The sequence below is a fragment of the Apilactobacillus kunkeei DSM 12361 = ATCC 700308 genome, assembly GCF_001281265.1.
In the GTDB taxonomy this organism is placed as follows: Bacteria; Bacillota; Bacilli; order Lactobacillales; family Lactobacillaceae; genus Apilactobacillus; species Apilactobacillus kunkeei.
This window is the reverse complement of the sequence record NZ_JXDB01000007.1, coordinates 186146-205954: the sequence shown is the minus strand read 5'-3', so window position 1 is coordinate 205954 and position 19809 is coordinate 186146. Positions and strand designations below refer to the sequence as shown.

General features: G+C 35.2%; 19 protein-coding genes and 1 riboswitch. Of the genes, 17 read left to right on the top strand and 2 right to left on the bottom strand.

Going from position 1 to position 19809, the window contains the following annotated elements:
• Position 1: 1 nt before the first annotated feature.
• The gene (locus RZ79_RS03865) at positions 2–190 is read right to left on the bottom strand and encodes a DUF2929 family protein (protein WP_034530781.1); all 189 of its coding nucleotides are present in this window, start codon (positions 188–190) and stop codon (positions 2–4) included.
• Positions 191–307: 117 nt separating this feature from the next.
• Here RZ79_RS03865 and dnaE point away from each other — a divergent pair, with 117 nt between their 5' ends.
• From dnaE to RZ79_RS03780, 17 genes are all read left to right on the top strand, one after another.
• Complete coding sequence (gene dnaE / locus RZ79_RS03860) at positions 308–3676, top strand: DNA polymerase III subunit alpha (protein WP_054450089.1); 3369 nt, start codon at positions 308–310, stop codon at positions 3674–3676.
• 142 nt (positions 3677–3818) lie between these two features.
• Entirely contained in the window at positions 3819–5579 is a 1761-nt protein-coding gene (gene pyk, locus RZ79_RS03855; protein WP_054450087.1) for a pyruvate kinase, read from the top strand.
• Positions 5580–5687: 108 nt separating this feature from the next.
• Positions 5688–6572: a CvfB family protein gene (locus RZ79_RS03850; RefSeq protein WP_034530787.1), complete on the top strand. Its 885-nt coding sequence runs from the start codon at positions 5688–5690 to the stop codon at positions 6570–6572.
• Between the two features lie 14 nt (positions 6573–6586).
• Positions 6587–7474 carry a site-specific tyrosine recombinase XerD gene (gene xerD, locus RZ79_RS03845; protein ID WP_054450085.1) on the top strand — a complete coding sequence of 296 codons (888 nt, stop codon included), beginning with the start codon at positions 6587–6589 and terminating at the stop codon, positions 7472–7474.
• Between the two features lie 23 nt (positions 7475–7497).
• Positions 7498–7866, top strand: coding sequence for a hypothetical protein (locus RZ79_RS03840; protein ID WP_034530791.1), 369 nt, complete (start codon positions 7498–7500; stop codon positions 7864–7866).
• Positions 7847–8602: a segregation and condensation protein A gene (locus RZ79_RS03835; RefSeq protein WP_054450083.1), complete on the top strand. Its 756-nt coding sequence runs from the start codon at positions 7847–7849 to the stop codon at positions 8600–8602. The genes RZ79_RS03840 and RZ79_RS03835 overlap by 20 nt, the downstream gene beginning before the upstream one ends.
• The gene (gene scpB / locus RZ79_RS03830; protein WP_054450081.1) at positions 8603–9163 is read left to right on the top strand and encodes an SMC-Scp complex subunit ScpB; all 561 of its coding nucleotides are present in this window, start codon (positions 8603–8605) and stop codon (positions 9161–9163) included.
• The gene (locus RZ79_RS03825) at positions 9132–9857 is read left to right on the top strand and encodes a pseudouridine synthase (RefSeq protein WP_034530795.1); all 726 of its coding nucleotides are present in this window, start codon (positions 9132–9134) and stop codon (positions 9855–9857) included. Before scpB ends, RZ79_RS03825 begins: the two co-directional genes overlap by 32 nt.
• A 58-nt stretch (positions 9858–9915) precedes the next feature.
• Positions 9916–10036: riboswitch (FMN riboswitch) on the top strand.
• Between the two features lie 81 nt (positions 10037–10117).
• On the top strand, positions 10118–10699 hold the full coding sequence (locus RZ79_RS03820; protein ID WP_054450079.1) for an ECF transporter S component: 582 nt from the start codon (positions 10118–10120) through the stop codon (positions 10697–10699).
• Positions 10700–10702: 3 nt separating this feature from the next.
• Positions 10703–11740 carry a helix-turn-helix domain-containing protein gene (locus tag RZ79_RS03815; protein ID WP_054450077.1) on the top strand — a complete coding sequence of 346 codons (1038 nt, stop codon included), beginning with the start codon at positions 10703–10705 and terminating at the stop codon, positions 11738–11740.
• A complete protein-coding gene (locus RZ79_RS03810; RefSeq protein ID WP_054450075.1) occupies positions 11730–13175 on the top strand; it encodes a RecQ family ATP-dependent DNA helicase in 1446 nt (481 codons plus the stop codon). The genes RZ79_RS03815 and RZ79_RS03810 overlap by 11 nt, the downstream gene beginning before the upstream one ends.
• A 50-nt stretch (positions 13176–13225) precedes the next feature.
• On the top strand, positions 13226–13780 hold the full coding sequence (locus tag RZ79_RS03805; RefSeq protein ID WP_054450073.1) for a LysM peptidoglycan-binding domain-containing protein: 555 nt from the start codon (positions 13226–13228) through the stop codon (positions 13778–13780).
• A 21-nt stretch (positions 13781–13801) separates the two neighbouring features.
• Positions 13802–14482 carry a (d)CMP kinase gene (gene cmk / locus RZ79_RS03800; protein ID WP_054450071.1) on the top strand — a complete coding sequence of 227 codons (681 nt, stop codon included), beginning with the start codon at positions 13802–13804 and terminating at the stop codon, positions 14480–14482.
• Positions 14483–14559: 77 nt separating this feature from the next.
• Positions 14560–15765: a 30S ribosomal protein S1 gene (rpsA, locus tag RZ79_RS03795; RefSeq protein WP_053795478.1), complete on the top strand. Its 1206-nt coding sequence runs from the start codon at positions 14560–14562 to the stop codon at positions 15763–15765.
• Positions 15766–15845: 80 nt separating this feature from the next.
• Positions 15846–17153: a ribosome biogenesis GTPase Der gene (der, locus tag RZ79_RS03790; RefSeq protein ID WP_053795477.1), complete on the top strand. Its 1308-nt coding sequence runs from the start codon at positions 15846–15848 to the stop codon at positions 17151–17153.
• A gap of 173 nt (positions 17154–17326) precedes the next feature.
• Complete coding sequence (locus RZ79_RS03785; protein WP_034530808.1) at positions 17327–17602, top strand: HU family DNA-binding protein; 276 nt, start codon at positions 17327–17329, stop codon at positions 17600–17602.
• Positions 17603–17682: 80 nt separating this feature from the next.
• On the top strand, positions 17683–18945 hold the full coding sequence (locus RZ79_RS03780; protein ID WP_054450068.1) for a tetratricopeptide repeat protein: 1263 nt from the start codon (positions 17683–17685) through the stop codon (positions 18943–18945).
• Here the strand turns inward: RZ79_RS03780 and RZ79_RS03775 are convergent.
• Complete coding sequence (locus RZ79_RS03775) at positions 18942–19763, bottom strand: phage integrase N-terminal SAM-like domain-containing protein (protein WP_054450066.1); 822 nt, start codon at positions 19761–19763, stop codon at positions 18942–18944. The genes RZ79_RS03780 and RZ79_RS03775 overlap by 4 nt on opposite strands.
• Positions 19764–19809: the final 46 nt, after the last annotated feature.

Genomic DNA, 19809 nt, shown 5'->3' with positions numbered 1-19809 from the left:
ATTATTTGACTGAGTGTTTTGAAATAAGTGTTAAAGCGTTAACCGCAATTAATACAACGACGGCTGATACGACACCAATTTCAGTTAAGTTATAGGTTAGTCCAGTTAATTGACTGGCAATGTATCCGATGATTTCACCGAAGATAACAGCCCAGAAAATAACTAATAGATTTGAAATAATGAATTTCATCATATCCACCTCACATTTCATAGAAATTTTACCACAGTTAAGAAGTAAAAAACAGTTATAAATAATCCAACCAATTGATATTTTTGTTATAATTGTTGAATGAAAGGGATGATTTTTATGGATTATACACCGTTAAACGTAATGAGTTCATACAGTTTGTTGAATAGTACGATCTCAATAGATGAATTAATTTCAACAGCAATTAAACGTGGGTATACTAACCTGGCGTTGACTGATGACAAAGTTATGTATGGTGCAATTGAATTCTATGATAAGTGTATAAAAAATAATATTCATCCAATTATCGGACTTACTTTTTCCGTTGAGAATGTCTCAGCGGATGAAGAGTCGAATCAATTGATTGTTTTAGCAAAGAATAATGATGGATACAGAAACATCATGAAATTATCAACTCTAGCTAAAACAAGGGAAAACGAAAATCTTTCAATAGATGATGTACTTAGTTTTACCAAAGATACTTTTATAATTGTTCCTGATTACGGCGAGGTAGCAGCGTTTATTAAACAACACCAAGTTGATACAGTGAGTGATTTTATAAGTAATCTTAAGACTGGCCACCAAGAAGATGATATATTCTTAGCGATTAGTGAAGAAAAACTAGAAGATAATGACTACATTGAACAAGTAAAATCATTATCAGAACAATTAGGAATTGATCTAATTGCATCATCTAGAGTCCAAAATCTAAATAGCGATGATGCATTCGCACTGAAGGTAATGCAATGCATTCGAGATGATAATCGTCGTCTAACCAATCCATTGGGTGAAAGCCATGAAGAAACACAGAACTGGTTAAAACAAAGTTCTGAGGTAATTAATGACTACCGGTTAAAGGGACTTGAAGAATGCCTAACTAATAACGAAAAAGTAGCGCAAAGTTGTCATGTCGAGATTAGTAAAAAACAACCGGTTTTACCACACTATGAAAATGGCAAAAATATGTCATCAAAGGATTTCTTAGCTGAGTTATGTATAACTGGATTAAAGAATCGTTTAGTAGAATTAGCGGTTCCAAAAGATAAATGGCTAGTTTATCGTGATCGCTTAAAGCATGAATTACAAGTGATTGATGGAATGGGCTTTAATGATTATTTCCTAATCGTGTGGGACGTTATTAACTATGCTCATCAACAAAACATCATGACCGGTCCCGGACGTGGTTCAGCAGCCGGATCGCTTGTTTCATTTTGCTTGTACATTACAGATGTTGATCCGATTGAATACGACCTATTGTTTGAACGTTTCTTAAATGATCAACGTGCCCAAATGCCGGATATTGATTTGGATATTCCAGACGATAAACGTGAAGTGATTTTAAACTATGTCCATGACAAATACGGACATCAAAACGTTGCCCAAATCGTCACTTTTGATACCATGTCGACCAAACAAGTATTAAGGGATGTTGGTAGAACGTTTGGGTTATCTAAGTTTGAACAAGATGAGTGGAGTAAAGCAATTCCAAACAAGTTAAAGATTACGCTTAAGGAATCTTATGATAACTCACAAAAACTAAGAAACCTGGTTAACGACAATGCATTGAATAAATTGATGTATGAAACGGCAACTAAACTAGAAGGTAACCCTAGACACTCATCGACTCATGCTGCCGGATTGGTGTTAAGCCAAAACAAAATTGTTGAGACTTCACCACTTCAATCAGGAAATGAAGAGCTATTGATTACTCAATATTCTAAGAACTATGTTGAAGAAATTGGTTTGTTGAAAATTGATTTTCTTGGTTTAAAAAACCTTTCAATTTTAAATGACATCATTCAATTAGTCAGAAAAGATGTTAATAGTAATTTTGATATCAGAAAGATTAATTTAAATGATTCAAAAACACTAGAATTATTCCAACAGGGTGATACTAATGGAATCTTCCAATTTGAATCTGACGGGATTAAACGGGTTTTGAAATCATTACACCCTGATAACTTTAATGAAGTTGCGGCTGTTGATGCCTTGTACCGTCCTGGTCCAATGGAAAATATCGATACTTTCATTGCTCGAAAGAAGGGCAATGAAAAGGTTGAAGGAATTGATGCAACCCTTGTTGATGTGTTAGGTCCAACCTACGGAATCATTGTATACCAAGAACAGGTAATGCAAGTGGCATCAATCATGGGTGGTTTCACTCTTGGTGAAGCCGACTTGTTACGTCGTGCAATGAGTAAGAAGAAGCAAGGCGTAATGGAATCCATGAGAGATAAGTTTATTACTGGAGCCGAAAAGAAGGGTTACTCAAAGCAAGCTGCTAGTCAAACCTTCGAATATATTGAACGATTTGCTAGTTACGGTTTCAATAAGTCTCATGCGGTGGCATACAGTAAGATGGCATTCGAATTAGCATACTTGAAGGCTCATTTTAGTCGTCAATTCTTTACCGGATTATTGAACTCCGTAATGGGAAATCACGACAAGATTAACGTTTATGTTGTCGAGGCTAAAAAACGTAATATTAATGTATTGGCACCCGATATCAATAAGTCTTTTGAAGAGTTTATTGACGACGGGCAAAACATTATCTTTGGCCTAAGATGCATCAAAGGAATCCGTAGTGATTTTATTCGTGAAATTGTTGAAGGGCGTGAAGAAAACGGTCCATACAAGGGACTAGAAGAATTTATTTCCAGAATTTCTCCACAGTTTAGAAAGAATGACTTATTAAAACCACTTATTTACGTAGGTGCTTTTGATAGTTTTAGTGATAATCGATCCGAGTTAGCTAATTCGATTGATGAATATGTTGAATCAGTTAACCTAAGTGGTGGATCTCAGGACTTATTCAAGACATTAAAGCCTAAGAAGCGAGTCGCAGAAGAGCTTAGTCTAGTTGATAAACTGGAATTGGAAAATAAATACGTTGGTGTTTATTTATCAGGACATCCAGTGGAACAATATCAACAACTACAAAGTGCGATGAAGATTGTTTCTTCAGACGAATTGGGTAGTTATGACGAACCAATTAACTGCCTATTGTATGTCCAACGAGTTAAGACCATTAGAACCAAGAAGGGTGACAATATGGCATTCGTTGATGGAACCGATGTTGCCGGAGACATTAACGTGACAGTCTTCCCTTCAACTTACAAGCTTATAGCTAATTGGATTAGAACATCCATGGTGATTCTGGTAAGTGGTAAACCCGAAAAGAGAAACGGTCAGTATCAACTGATTGCCGATAAGATGTATCCTGCTGCAAACGTTTTGAGTAAGATCAAAAAACAAATGACTAGTGAAAAATGGTATTTGAAGATTGATGAGGCCCACAATTCCAATCAAGTATTGAGAAATGTTTATGCATTGATGAAACAAAATCATGGAACTCATCAAGTCGTTATATATAATTCACAAAACGGTACCAAAAAGCTGTTAAGTACTGACAATAATTTGAATAATAGCAAGGAATTGTACAATAAACTTATTCAATTATTAGGAGATGGCAATGTAGTTTATAAATAATTTTGAATTATTAAAAAATTGCGCAAAAATAAAAGACATAAATTTTAAAAAGTGATACAATTCTAGATGAAACCTAGTTATGCATGATAGTCATCTTTTAGGGATGATTTATCATACAAAATAAAAGGAGAGATTTTTACTTATGAAGAAAACAAAAATCGTAAGTACATTAGGACCTGCTAGTACCGATGTTGACACTATTGTCAAATTAATCGAATCTGGCGCTAATGTTTTCAGATTTAACTTCTCACATGGTGACCATGAAGAACACTTTGATCGTTTAAACAAAGTTCATGAAGCCGAAAAGAGAACTGGTAAGACTGTTGGTCTTATGCTTGATACTAAGGGTGCTGAAATCCGTACTACTATCCAAAAAGATGGTAAGATCGAATTCCACACTAACGACGAATTTAGAATTTCAATGGACGAATCTATTGAAGGTACTAAAGAAAAAATCGCCGTTACTTACCCTGGCTTATTAGCCGACGTTCACGTTGGTGGCCACATCTTATTTGATGACGGTATCTTAGACTCAGTTATCAAAGAAATCGATGAAGATAACAAAGAACTAGTTGTTGTTGCTCAAAACAACGCTACTCTAGGTTCACGTAAAACTGTTACTGCACCTGGTGTTTCAATTAACTTACCAGGTATTACTGAAAAGGATTCAAGCGACATTCGTTTTGGTCTTTCAGAAATGCACATTAACTTCATCGCCGCTTCATTTGTAAGAAAACCAGAAGATGTTTTAGACATCCGTAAATTACTTGAAGACGAACACAAAGAAGACGTTCAAATCTTCCCTAAGATTGAATCACAAGAAGGTATCGACAACTTTGAAGAAATCATGAAGGTTTCTGATGGTTTGATGATTGCTCGTGGTGACATGGCTGTTGAAATCCCAGCTGAAAATGTTCCAATCGTTCAAAAACACTTAATCCACAGATGTAACGAAATGGGTAAACCAGTTATTACTGCAACTCAAATGTTGGACTCAATGATTGAAAACCCACGTCCTACACGTGCTGAAGCTTCAGACGTTGAATACGCTGTATTAAGCGGTACTGATGCTACTATGCTTTCAGGTGAAAGTGCTAACGGTGACTACCCAGCAGAAGCAGTTGCTACTATGGCTAAGTTAGACGTTAAGGCTGAAAACCACTACGGTGAATACGGTGACGCTCGTCCTGCATTCAACAATGGTGACGTTACTGAAGCATTCGGTAAGCAAGTTGCTGAAATGGTTAAGGATCTTGACATCAAGACTATCGTAACTACTACTTCAACTGGTTACTCAGCTCGTATGATTTCTAAGTACCATCCAAATGCTGATATCTTAGCATTAACTTTTGATGACCGTGTACGTCGTGGTCTAATGGTTAACTGGGGTGTTCAACCAATCGTTGTTGACAAGCCAGAAAACAGTGATGGTATGTTCGACTTCGCAGCTAAGAAGGCAGTTGAAACTGGCTTAGCTAAGGAAGGTGACTTAATCCTTGTAGTTGCAGGTTTACCTGTTGGCGAAAAGGGTACAACTAACGTGATGAGCGTTAAGTTGATCGGTTCAGAACTTGCTCAAGGACAAGGTATTGGTGACAAGACTGTTATCGGTAAAGCTTTTTTAGCAAGTAACGCTGCCGATGCAAACAGCAAGGCTGTTGACGGTGGCGTGTTGGTAGCTAAGAATACCAACAAAGACTTCTTGCCAGCTATTAAGAAGGCAAGCGCAATTATCGTTGAAGATGGTGGTATGACATCACATGCTGCAGTATTAGGTATTTCACTAGGAATTCCTGTTATTGTTAGCGCTAAGGGTGCTACTGAAAACATCTCAGACGGTCAAACTATTACAGTAGACGCACGTCGCGGAATTGTTTACGCAGGCGCTGCTAACTCACTATAATATTTAATCGAAAAGAGGATGCATTTTAAATGCATCCTCTTTTTTTATCGAAATATTATGTAAATTAGTGTAGAATTGACATATAACGATTCGAAATGAGGAATATTAATGAATAACTTTTTAGGCCGTGTTGTTTCTGGTAAAGTAACTGACGAAAATGACAAAAATTATTTTGTTCAAATTGAAGGAACAACATTCCTATTGGATAAGGACGAAATATTAAAGCCACTAAAAATTGGTAGTAACTTTAAGGGATTTGCATATGAAAATGAAAATCACAAGATGCAAATAACAAGAAACATTCCAGATGTTCAAGTGGACCATTATGCATTTGGAACAGTTGTCCAAAGCAAGTATGGATTGGGAATTTTTGTTGATATCGGTTTACCTAACAAGGACATCGCCGTATCAATCGATGATCTTCCCGAATTAACAAAGTTATGGCCTCAACATGGTGATAAAGTCATGATTGCCTTGAAAATCGATAAAAAAGATCGAATTTGGGGTGAATTAGCTGATGAAGAAATCTTTAAGAGCATTTCAATTCCAGCTAATCCCAAGCTAAAAAACCGTAACATGAAGGCGACAACTTACAGATTAAAGCTAGCTGGAACTCGTGTTATCACAGATGACTATCGACTAGGATTTATCCATCCGAGCGAACGTGAAATGGAACCACGCTTAGGTCAACAAGTTGACGTACGTGTGATTGGAATTTTACGAGATGGAACATTGAACCTTTCAATGAAACCTCGTGCATATGAAGCAATTAGTGACGATTCAAAAATGATTTTTGCTGTTTTGAAGAGATCAGAAGATGGAAAAATTGCTTATACCGACAAGAGTACCCCTGAAGATATCAAGGCTTTCTTTGGTATCAGTAAGGGACAATTCAAACGTGCGGTAGGTAATCTTTTGAAGAACCGTCTGATTGAACAAAAAGATGGTGAAATGTTATTAACTGAAAAGGGTAAAGAAACTGATATTGAATAAAATCGGGTGATATTATGGACTCCGCAGTTAAGGACTACTTACATTATTTGGTGATTGAGCGTGGTTTATCAGACAATACGATTAAGAGCTATCATCAAGACATTAAAGGATTTATCAATTACTTAAAGGACAATCATATTAATGAATTTAAAAAAGTTGATTCCAATACAATTTTAGATTATATGAAGTACATGAAGGATTGTGGAAAGGCAAGAAATTCCATAATCCGTTTTGTTTCAACGATGAAAAAGTTTTTTAAGTATTTGCAAAGATATCACTTCATCATCGAAGATCCGATGGTCAATGTAGATACTCCTAAATCAGCCAATCATTTACCAGATGTATTGACAATCAAGGAAATTGATAAGTTGCTGGCAGTTCCTGATACAAACGACAAATATGGCATTAGAGATAGGGCAATATTAGAAGTCATGTATGCAACGGGATTGCGTGTTAGCGAAGTAGTTAATTTGAAGATGGATAATTTACATTTAGATATGGGAATTATTCAAACTATTGGTAAGGGAGACAAGGAAAGAATTATTCCGATTGGCTCTCAAGCCATTAAATGGATATACACTTATATGGAAAACAGTCGCAATCTTTTGCTAAAAAGAAGACATTGTGATTATCTATTCTTAAATGCTCATGGATCTGGTTTGAGTAGACAAAGCATTTGGCAAAAGCTTAAACGCTACGTTGGTTTAGCTGGTATTAAGAAAAAGGTTACACCACATACTTTACGTCATTCATTCGCTACTCATATACTAGAAAATGGAGCCGATTTGAGAGTTGTACAAGAGCTATTGGGGCACTCGGATATTTCGACAACTCAAATCTATACACATGTTTCCCATGAACATTTAAATAAGGCGTTTGATGACTTTCATCCACACGCTTAAATCACAGATTGGAGGAATTGGGGATGCTACTAAAATATAGAACAGAATATAAAAAAATCGCTATGGATATGCTTTCTTTATTACCAGACATGAATAAGGGCAATCATTTAGAAGATGAAATGAACTGGTATGAAGATAGTGATAACCGTGTTATTTACTTATGGAAAAATCAAGATGACAATTGGGCTGGATTAGTCGCAATTGAACAAAAAAATGATTTGTTAGTTCTAAGAAGAGTAGTCTTAACACCAGATTCTTGGAACATTAATAACTGTTGTTCAATGATTGATGATTTAAATAACCTATACATGGGTAAAAAGATTGTCGGAACAATGGATACCACTTCAATCTGTGAAATTTGGGAGAAACGTAATGGAACCAGAGTTCAATAACTCTAACAATATAAATATTCACATTGATGATTTTGATGGCCCCTTAGAATTACTATTACATCTAATCAAGCAATCTGAAATGGATATCTATGACATTCAAATTGAAAAGATTACCAGGCAATATGTTGAATATTTAACTGAGATGAAAAACCTAAACGTTAATATCGCAGGTGAGTACTTCGTAATGGCATCCAATTTGATGGCAATTAAGTCGAAGCTATTGTTGCCTAGAAATGATGAAATCAACGAAGATGATGATTACGAAGATCCAAGGGATGAACTAGTAAATCAACTTTTGATTTATCAAGAATATAAAGAAGTATCAAAAGTATTGAAGAAGATGGAGACTAAGACTAGTCAATATCACAGTGTTGATCCCGTTTTACCAAGTGTCGATGAGATGATTGATTTTAATGATAACGAAAAATTCAGTATCGATTTAATTCAACAAGCGTTTGATCGAATTATTGAAAAGATTAAATCAAACGAACCATACGTACACTCAGTGATTGAATGGGAATACACTGTCAAAGGGCAATCAACGTATGTTATGGATAGATTATCCAAACAGAAATCGGTTGAATTTGATTCCTTATTTGATAAGACCAGTAACGTTGAATTTGTAGTTACTACATTTTTGTCATTACTAGAACTTGTTAAGGAACAAAAGGTCAAGGTCGGTCAAATTGACGAAAAACTATATTTAGAAAAAATCGCAAAGCAAGGTGAAGAGTAATTGGTTAGTAAGTTAGCGCAGCTAGAGAGCCTAATATATATATCTGGTGAAGATGGAATAACATACGACAATCTAAGCACATTATTAAAACTAAGTACTAGTGAGCTAGAAACGTTAATGAATCAACTAAAGGAGTCTTTTGAAAACGAAGACTCACCGTTTACGTTGATGGAATATTCTGATAAGGTTCAAATTGCCACAAAGGAAGAATTAAACGACTTGATTAAGGGATATTTACAAAGCGACGAAAGTATTTCTTTAACTCAAACAGCGCTAGAAACACTTACGATTATTGCTTATAATCAACCAATTACGAGGGTTGAAGTGGATGACATTAGAGGTGTGAACAGCAGTAAGACGGTCCAAAGATTGTTGAGACAAAGTCTAATTGCCACTTCCGGTTACAAGAAAGTACCGGGTCATCCAAAGCTTTATACGACAACTGATAACTTTTTGAAGTTGTTTGGAATTAAGAGCTTAAACGAATTACCAAAAATAGACAATGAAATTTTACTTCAGGAGGAAGAAAATGGCGGAACGACTACAGAAGATAATGGCTAAAGCCGGGGTAGCTTCAAGACGTAAATCAGAAGAAATTATTTTAGCCGGTCGCGTAAAGGTAAATGGTCAAGTTGTTACTGAACTAGGAACAAAGGTTAAAGTTTCTGATGAAGTACAAGTTGATGGTTTACCAATCAACAAGGAAGCACCAGTATACTACTTGTTATACAAACCAAGAAGAATTATCACTTCAGTGTCTGATGAAAAAGATCGAAAGACTGTTCTAGACTTTTTCGAAGATGTTGAACAAAGAATTTATCCAGTTGGTCGATTGGACTACGATACATCTGGTCTTTTACTGATGACTAATGATGGGGACTTGGATAATCGTTTAACTCATCCTAAGTACGAAGTTGAAAAGACGTATGTTGCTAAGGTTGAAGGAATTCCAACTAACGACGAGTTAAAACAACTAAGACTAGGTGTTAAAATTAACGGTAAGAAGACCGCACCTGCCAAGACAAACGTCTTAGAAACCGATAATGGTAAGAAGACTGCCGTTGTGCAATTAACAATTCATGAAGGTAAAAACCATGAGGTTAAGAACATGTTCAAGGCCATCGGTCATCCGGTTAAAAAATTGAAACGTGAATCCTTTGCTTTCTTAAACCTAAAGGGATTACAACCAGGTGATTACCGCCCATTGAAGAAATTCGAAGTTGAAAAGTTATACGAAATGACTGAAAAGAGATAAAAGGCTTGTTTAAAACAAGCCTTTTTTGCTATAATCATTCTTGAAAAAATAAAAATTGGTTTATCTTCAGGGCAGGGTTAGATTCCCGACCGGCGGTTACAGCCCGCTACCTATCGTTTGATAGTTGATTTGGTGAAATTCCAAAGCCGACAGTACAGTCTGGTATAAAGAAGATCTCTTTTTGAGTACGCAAAAGCTCATTGGTCTTCGATGGATCAATGAGCTTTTTTTGAAGATATTCCTCATATGGAGGATTTATTATGTTAAGTAGTACAAGTAGTCGTTTTAGTTTGAAAAACCTGGTTCAGGTTTCTATTTTAGGAGGATTGGCATATCTATTGACCTATCTATCAGTGCCTATCTTACCAATGGCACCATACATGAAGTTAGATTTTGGTGATATCCCAATTCTTTTAGCAACTGTGTTATTATCAACTCGTAGTGGTTTGATTGTAGCACTGCTAAGAGCGGTACTATACTTCGTTTTTACCGGTGTTTCTTTGATTAATCTGATTGGTATTTCAGCGTTATTAATCGCTAGTTTAACAATCGTGTTATCAGTTACATTGGTTAACAAATTAGTTCAAAATAACGCTAAATACGTTATTATGGTTCTGTTCGAAACAGTCATGTTAACTATAGTTATGAGTGTATTGAACTATTTTGTGATTACACCACTATACATCAATTTAACAGGATTTAAATTGAGCTTTAGCCTATTGGATTCTGTATTATATACAGTCGCACCATTTAACATTATCAAGGGACTATTCATTGGTATTGTCTTCGTGATTGTATATAACAGAAGCAATGCATGGGAAAAATATAAAGAAAAGAGATAAACAATGAACAAAGATTTGCTGTTATTGCTTCTATCATCGACGCAACCAAGAAGAATTAAATTAATTCAGAATTTGTTAAACGGAAAAAGAACCGTTTCAACACTTTTCTGGGCAATGCGTTACGGTATCTTACAATACTCAGCAATTCTAAAAACATATGATCTGAATTCTATCAACGGAGCAATCAAAAAGTTAATCTTAGATGGATTAGTTGAACCAGTTAATGAATTTCAGTATCAATTGACCACAAAAGGTCAAATAAAAAAGGATTCTGTAAAGGAATCCTTTTACATATTACAGAACACATCGTATCAATATGATTATGATGTGAGTGAGTTTAAAGCAAGAATATTATTAGCCATTCAATCAGTATCAGAATATAGCTACCAAAATAAGAATTACTATCCCGTTAAAACAGATATGAAGAGCGCGATGATTGTTAAAAGATGGTTTATTCAAAATAAAGGAGAAATCGTAAGTCGATTAGAAGATTATTTAACCACGTACTTATCACAGGTTGATGAGAAGAAGGCTAATATCATCGCTCAACAAATGATTGGCCATGATGTCTATGGGATGACAAACGGTCAATTGGCGGATAGTATGGGCGTTTCAAATGTTGAAGCATTCTTCATGGAATATGATGGTTGGGTCGATTTTATTAACTATATTATTAATGATGATGACCAGTTATTATTACCGTTGATAAATGACGTGCGAACTTTAAAGATGAACCATCATGCTATTCAAACGTATAAGCAATTTGTTAGTGGTAATGCGCTAGATCAAATCGCCAATAACCTAAACGTAAAGCTATCAACTGTAAGAGAACATCTATTAGAGATGGCCATTTGGTTGCCGGAAGGTAAGTTTCCCTACGCTAAAATCATTAGTTCTGAAGATGAAAGAACATTATGCCAAGCTTTTGATAACCAACCAATTGATGATTGGCAATATCGTCAAATAAGCGAAAGCACAGATATCAATTTTTTTGAGTTCAGAATTTATCAAATATTAAGGAGCAAACAAGATGTTATGTGATGAAGAATTAAAGAAACATCTAAAGAAATGGTTTGGCTTTGATGACTTTCGTTCTGGGCAAAAAGAGGTTATCCAATCAATCCTAGATGGCAAAGATACATTAGGCGTGTTGCCAACTGGTACAGGTAAGACACTTATTTATCAATACGTTGGTAAAATGGTTGATGGGATGTTAATCGTGATATCACCGTTAATTTCATTAATGCAAGATCAAGTTGATAGAATGAGGTACCTTGGTGAAAAGAAAACGGTTGCGATAACATCTAATCTTTCTTGGGTTGATCGCAAAAGAGTCATCAAAAATTTAAATAACTACAAGTATGTTTACGTTTCACCAGAGATGTTATCTAATTCAGATGTATTAGATGCTTTTAAGCAGATCAAAATTTCATTGTTTGTGGTAGATGAGGCGCACTGTATTAATCAATGGGGACCAGATTTTAGACCTGAGTATCTAAACCTAAAAGATATAATCATAAGCTTAAATCATCCGACTACATTAATGCTGACTGCTACCGCATCTAATGATGTGATTTTAGACATTAAAGAAAAAATTGGTTTGCCAAACGTAGAAACGATTAAGTATTCGACGAATCGACCTAACATTGCATTGGGCGTTGATACATTTACTAGCAATGAAGATAAAAATGACCAGTTGCTTTACCTAGTCAATAAATTAATGAAACCAGGGATTATTTACTTCTCTAGTAAGAAGGTTGCTAACGCAGTTTGTGAGTGGTTAAAAGCGAAAACCAAACTAAACGTTGAAGTTTATCATGCTGATTTAGATGCTGATAGTCGATATCGGATTCAACATCAGTTTATTAGCGACCAAATTGATATCATTTGTGCTACTAGTGCATTTGGAATGGGAATCGATAAGGATAACATCAGATTTGTCATTCATTACCACATGCCCGCTAATTTGGAATCATACGTTCAAGAAATGGGAAGAGCTGGTAGGGATGGTAAACAAAGCATCTCAGTTATTTTGTATAAAGAAAAAGACGAGATTTTACAATATCGATTTATTGATGACACAATTCCAAGCGAAGATATGATTAACTTCTTTTATGATCACTATCAACAATTGAAAGATAATGAGCTGGACAAAAAAGCCAACCTCATTAATTATTATTTTCAAAGTGGGTTTACGAAAAACGAAGTAATTAATATATTTGATGGAAGAAGAAACGAATTAGTAACATCATTAAACCAAATGTTGGGTTATGTGAAAACAAAAGGATGTAAGCGAGCTTTTTTGCTTAGATATTTTAACGAAATTTTCTCTGAGCACGATGAAAATTGTTGTAATGGGGATGACACCCAATTACAATTAGAACAGATGGATTTAGTTCAAGAAAGCAAAAGCTTGAATTCGCGGCCACGAAACGTTAAATGGCAAAGTATTATTCAAACTCTTTTTTCTAAATAGTAAAATTCATGTATAATTAAGACATAAGATATTATTAGGAGGTCATTATTTTGAATAATAACGACGATTACAGTAATTTTTCAAGAGTAGAAAATAGAAGAAAACATAGAGGACATAAGACAGTTGCAATCGTTTTAATCACAATCCTAGTAGTAATTGGATTATTTGCACTAGTATACGGAATGATTAGTAGCCCAAGTGGTAGCAACAACGTTGAATCTACAACAACTAATTCTTCATCATCTTCTTCAATGTCTTCAAAGAAGAAATCAAGTGATATGGATAAAGAAAGTTCAAGTTCAATGAAGTCTAGCTCAAGTTCAATGAGTAGTTCTTCAGCAATGAGCAGTTCATCAAGCGTGAACAACTCAAACAATAATACTCAAGGCCAAACTAATGGCAATAACACACAAAATCAAACAACAACTACCAACCAATCAACAACTGCTAACAACAGTGGATATGCTGTTATTGGCCAAGATGGTATGACTGATTTATACCGTGTTGCTAAGAAGTATGGTACAAGTGTTCAAAGTCTAATGAGACTTAACGGTATTGCTGATTCTAACAAGGTTAGAAACGGCCAAAAGATTCTAGTAAAATAAAATTAAGTGGTGTTTAAGTTTATGAATAATAGTAAGTTACAAGTAGCGATTGACGGACCAGCGTCTGCTGGAAAAAGTACAGTTGCCAAATTAGTCGCAGCAAGATTCTCATACATTTACTGTGATACTGGTGCGATGTATAGATCAACTACTCTAAAGGCCTTACGATTAGGATATCCTTTGGATGACGAAAAAGTGATTTTGGACATGTTAAATGATACTGAAATTACTTTTGAACCTGGGGAAAAACAACAAAAAGTTTTCCTTGATGGACAAGAAGTTACTAACGATATTAGACAAGAAGATGTTACTAATAACGTATCAACTGTTGCTAGCCTAGGTGCAGTTAGAAAAGAACTTGTTCAAAGACAACAAGACATTGCAGCTAAGGGTGGTATAGTTATGGACGGTAGAGATATCGGAACAACAGTTTTACCAGATGCTGAAGTTAAAATTTTCTTAATTGCTAGTGTTGATGAACGAGCTGATCGTCGTTTTAAAGATAATGCCGAAAAGGGTATTCATGTTCCACTAGAACAATTGAAAAAAGAAATTGAAGAAAGAGACTACAAAGACTCTCATAGAGCCGTGTCTCCATTGACAAAAGCTGCTGATGCAAAGGAAATTGACACTACTTCAATGTCAATTAATCAAGTGGTTAATGCCATCTCTGATGAAATAACAAAAAAACAAACACTATAATTTAATCATTAAACTAGATTTTATTAATAACATAGTCTAGAATGTAAGTTATAGTAGTCTCAAGGAGGAAATATCAGATGAGTGAATCAGATGAACAAACAAACAAAGATTTATTAGAAGCCTTGGATAATGTGGACCAAGTTAATATTAACGATGTTGTCAGTGGTGAAATTTTGGCCTTTGACAAGGATCATCAATTAATTATTGGTATTGACAACACCGGGGTTGAAGGAGTTGTTCCTCGTCGTGAACTATCCTCACAACCTGTTGATGACGTTGAAAGCAAATTTAAAGTTGGCGACAAAGGTAAATTTGTTGTAATTTCACGTATCGGTGATGATAAAGAAGGTGGAAGCTTCCTTCTATCAATTCGTCGTTTAGAAGAACGTAAGGTTTGGGACGAATTAAAGGCAAAAGCTGAAAACAATGAAACTATTACCGTTACTGTTCAAAACGCAGTACGTGGTGGTTTAGTAGTAAACGCTGGTGTACGTGGATTTATCCCTGCATCAATGATTACTAACCACTTTGTAAGAAACTTAAACCAATACAACGGTCAACAATTCGAATGTAAGATTGTTGAAATCGTTCCTGAAAAGAACCGTTTAGTTCTTTCACACAGCGACGTTGTAGCTAAGAACCAAGAAGAAGCTCGTTCAGAAGTTATGGACAAGTTAAACGTTGGCGATGTTGTTGAAGGTAAAGTTGCACGTATGACCGATTTCGGTGCTTTCGTTGACCTTGGTGGTATCGACGGACTAGTTCACGTTTCAGAAATTTCATACGAACGTGTAAACAAACCGGCTGACGTTCTAGAAAATGGCCAAGACGTTAAAGTTAAGGTTATTGCTATGGACGAAGAACGTGGAAGAATTTCACTTTCAATCAAGCAAACTAAGCCACAACCATGGGATGAAGTTGAAGAAAAGGCTCCACAAGGTAGTACTGTAAAGGCAACTATCAAGAGATTAGTTGACTTTGGTGCTTTTGCTGAAGTAATTCCTGGTGTTGAAGGTTTAATTCACATTTCTCAAATTTCACACAAACATGTTAATACACCTTCTGATGTATTAAAGGTTGGTCAAACAGTTGATGCTAAAGTTCTAGATGTTAACCCAAGTGAACATCGTTTAGCTTTATCATTACGTGCTCTTGAACCTGAACCAGAAAATGCTCAAGATTCAAGTGAACATGTCGAAGCTACTGAAAATGCTCCTGAAGAAGAAAATGGATTCACTTTAGGTGACATTGTTGGTAAAGGATTAGACGAAGATAATCAATAATATATTATAATCTTTAAAAATATCCTTCATTTTTTGGTGAAGGATATTTTTTTCATTATGAAAGAAAGGGTGAATATTAAATGAGTTTACCTACAGTTGCAATTGTTGGAAAACCTAACGTTGGGAAATCAACAATTTTTAATCGTATTGCTGGGGAACGAATTTCTATCGTTGAAGATACTCCTGGTGTTACCAGAGATAGAATTTATTCTCACGGTGAATGGTTAGGACACGAATTTAGTATGATTGATACCGGTGGTATTGAAATAGGTGATCAACCATTCGTAAAACAAATCACTGCGCAAGCAGAAATCGCAATGGATGAAGCTGATGTAATTATCTTCATGGTTAATGGAAAAGAAGGAATTACTAACGCTGATGATAATATTGCCAGAATTTTATATAGAACCAATAAGCCAATCGTTTTAGCCGTTAACAAGGTTGATAACTTTGAAAGTCGTGCTAACATCTATGACTTCTATTCCTTAGGATTTGGTGATCCATATCCAATTTCTGGTGCCCATGGATTAGGTCTAGGTGACTTATTGGATGAAGTTATTAAGAACTTCGATGAAAAAACAGAAGAAGAAAATGACGACAACATCAAGTTCAGTCTAATTGGACGTCCTAATGTTGGTAAATCTTCACTTGTTAACGCCATTTTAGGTGAAGATAGAGTAATCGTATCAAACGTTGCCGGAACAACTAGAGATGCCATTAATACTGAATTTGAACAAGATGGTCAAGAGTTCACAATGGTGGATACTGCCGGATTGAGAAAACGTGGTAAAGTTTACGAAAATACAGAAAGATACTCAGTAATGAGAGCGATGAAAGCCATCGATAATAGTGATGTTGCCTTAATCGTTTTAAATGCTGAAGAAGGTATTCGTGAACAAGACAAGCGTATTGCTGGTTATGCCCACGAAGGTGGAAAAGGTGTCATCATCATTGTTAATAAATGGGATACTTTGAAGAAGACCAGTAAGACTCAACAAGAATTCGAAGCAGGGATTAGAAGTCAATTCCAATACCTATCATATGCTCCAATCTTGTTTGTTTCAGCTAAGACTAAGCAACGTCTAAGTCAAATTCCTGACTTGATCAAGCGTGTCTATGACAACCATGCTAAGCGTATTTCTTCATCAATGCTAAATGATGTTTTGATGGATGCAATTGCCATGACACCAACACCAAGTATCAATGGTAGAAAGTTACGTATTTACTATGCAACTCAAGTTACAAGTGAACCACCTACCATTGTTATCTTTGTAAATGATGAAGAACTAATGCATTTCTCATACAGAAGATATATTGAAAATCAAATTAGAGAACACTTTGACTTTTCTGGGACTCCGATTAAAATCATTTCCAGAAAACGTAAGTAATAAAGGTTATTTAGCAAAAAATTTTAATTTTTTATGCTAAAAAACATTAAAAATCGTTGAATTGTGGGCATTTATGTGATATCTTGAATAACTGTAATGACATTAATTTGTTGTGATTACATAAGTCGAAAAGCATAGATTGTTTTCCGAACATTGTGGGAGGTGAAACACACATGGCTAACAAGGCAGAATTAGTAAGTAGTGTTGCTACTAAAACTGGTTTAACTAAGAAGGATGCAACTGCAGCAGTTGATGCTGTATTTGATTCAATCCAAGGTAGTTTGGCTAAGGGCGAAAAGGTACAATTAATCGGCTTCGGTAACTTCGAAGTACGTGAACGTGCTGCTCGTAAGGGTCGTAACCCTCAAACTGGTGCAGAAATTCAAATTCCTGCAAGCAAAGTACCTGCATTCAAACCAGGTAAGGCTTTAAAGGATGCTGTTAAATAATAACAGTATGCTATAATTAGGCTAGTCCGTTTTACGGGCTGGCCTTTTTTATATGTTTTAAATGATAGGAGCGAGATTTTTTGAGCTACTCACAAAAAGCACTAGAATTCCTTGAAGAAGGAAAAATCGATGAATTTAATAAACAATATAATTTAGCATTACACCATGATAGTGATGAAATGGTGTATTCACTTGCTGAAGAACTATACTCATATGGTTTCACCAACCAAGCCAAGGAACTATATGAAAAGCTTTTAAAGAAGTTCCCTGATGAAGATGAACTAAGAACCGACATCGCTGATATTTTAATCAGTGAAGGTAACACTGATGAAGCTTTAGAACAATTAAGCAAGATTAGTAAAGATTCACCTGCTTATCTTCAATCTTTGATGGTTCAAGCCGACTTATACCAAACTCAAGAGTTATTCGAAGTTAGCCGCGAAAAGCTGCTAGAAGCTAGAAAATTAGCTCCTGACGAGGAAGTAATCACATTTGCGTTGGCAGAGTTGTATTACACAATGGGCGAATACAATAAGGCCATTCCTTTGTACTTAAGTTTGATTAAAAAGGGAATCACCAATCTATCAGCTGTAAACATTGTTGAAAGAATTGGTATTTCATACGCTAATGACAGTAACTTTGAAAACGCAATTGGATACCTAAAACAAATTAAGACAATTGATATGTCTTCAGATGTTAAGTTCGAAACAGCGTTCACTTACCTACAACTAAAGGAATATGAAGAATCAATTGATTTATTTGAGGAACTTCGTGACTCAGATCCACAATATGCCACCCTTTACCCATACTTAGGACAAGCATTAGATGCTGTTAATAAACAAGAAGAAGCATATCGTGTATTGCAAGAAGGGCTAAGTGTTGACCAATATAACGAAAAGCTATTCTTAGCAACAGCCCGTGAAGCACTTAAGCTTTCCGAAAATGATGAAGCACTGGGATACCTACAACAAGGAAACGAAATTGATCCAGACGACATTGAAATCGTCTTGGAAATGTCTAACCTATTGGTTGCCAAAGAAGACTATGAAGAAAACATTGAATTGTTGAATAGTTACATTGAAAATCATGAATTGGATCCGCAATTCTACTGGAACCTTGCTGTTTCATACGATAAGTTAGACAAACTAAAAGAAGCTCACAAGAATTACCTAGCTGCCAAACCATATTTCTCTGATAATGCTAGTTTCTTAAAACAAGCAGCATTATTCTTCCGTGAATACGGTGACCGCGATAATTCATATGAACTTCTTAAAAAGTATGTTCAACTTCAACCAAATGATGATGAAGCTGCATTTATGCTTGATGAATACATGGATGATTAGTCTTTTTTGATTAATCCTTTGTAATAATTAATCGATGATAAATCCAGATTTAATTGACTTGATAGTTTTGAGTCACTTAGGTCTGGATTTTTTTTGATGAAATCAATGACATAACCCGTAAATAATTCTGATGGGCTAAGTGAGAATCCTAGATATTGTTCACTAGGGGTTAGGTATTTATGCAATCCAGCAGAAGTGATGTGTGGATCCTCAGCTAGTCGTTGTTTTAAAAAGATATCCTGACTATTTTGTTTTAACTGAATTGGTTGAATGAATTTATCGAACAAGTTTATGAAAAATTTTTCTTCATCCGAGAAAGTAATTTGATTAAACAATCGATAAAAACCAGGTTGGAGGAATTCTTCAGATTTAAATCCCTTACTAATTAGTAGAACGGTCATTCTAGCGTAAAAATGGACGTTTGCGTCAGCTAGAATGACATTTATATTATCTAACCAGGAAGTATCTAATTCGCTCTTAGATTCGTGTTTTAATCCCTTAATATCAATTGTTGGTAAATTACTGTTCAATTGATGGGTGAACAGGTAATTAAAATAGACATTAATGTGTGATAGAACCTTGTTATAGGTGTTATGGTTGATTTTGCGTTCGTCTAAAAGCATTTGAAGATATTCTTCAATATCACGATTAAACAGGTTACTGACTTTATGATTTTCTTGATAGCCCTTATTGAAATCGGATAGGTAGTCAAACATGTCAGATAGGATTTTCGTGTATTCGTTAATCGTTACTTTTGCTAATCCTTTATTCTGTAAATCAATCTCAAAAGTATCTTGATATGGATAATCATTAGACATTTGGCTAGTTCAACTCCTAATAGTTATTTATTCCTATTACAGCACT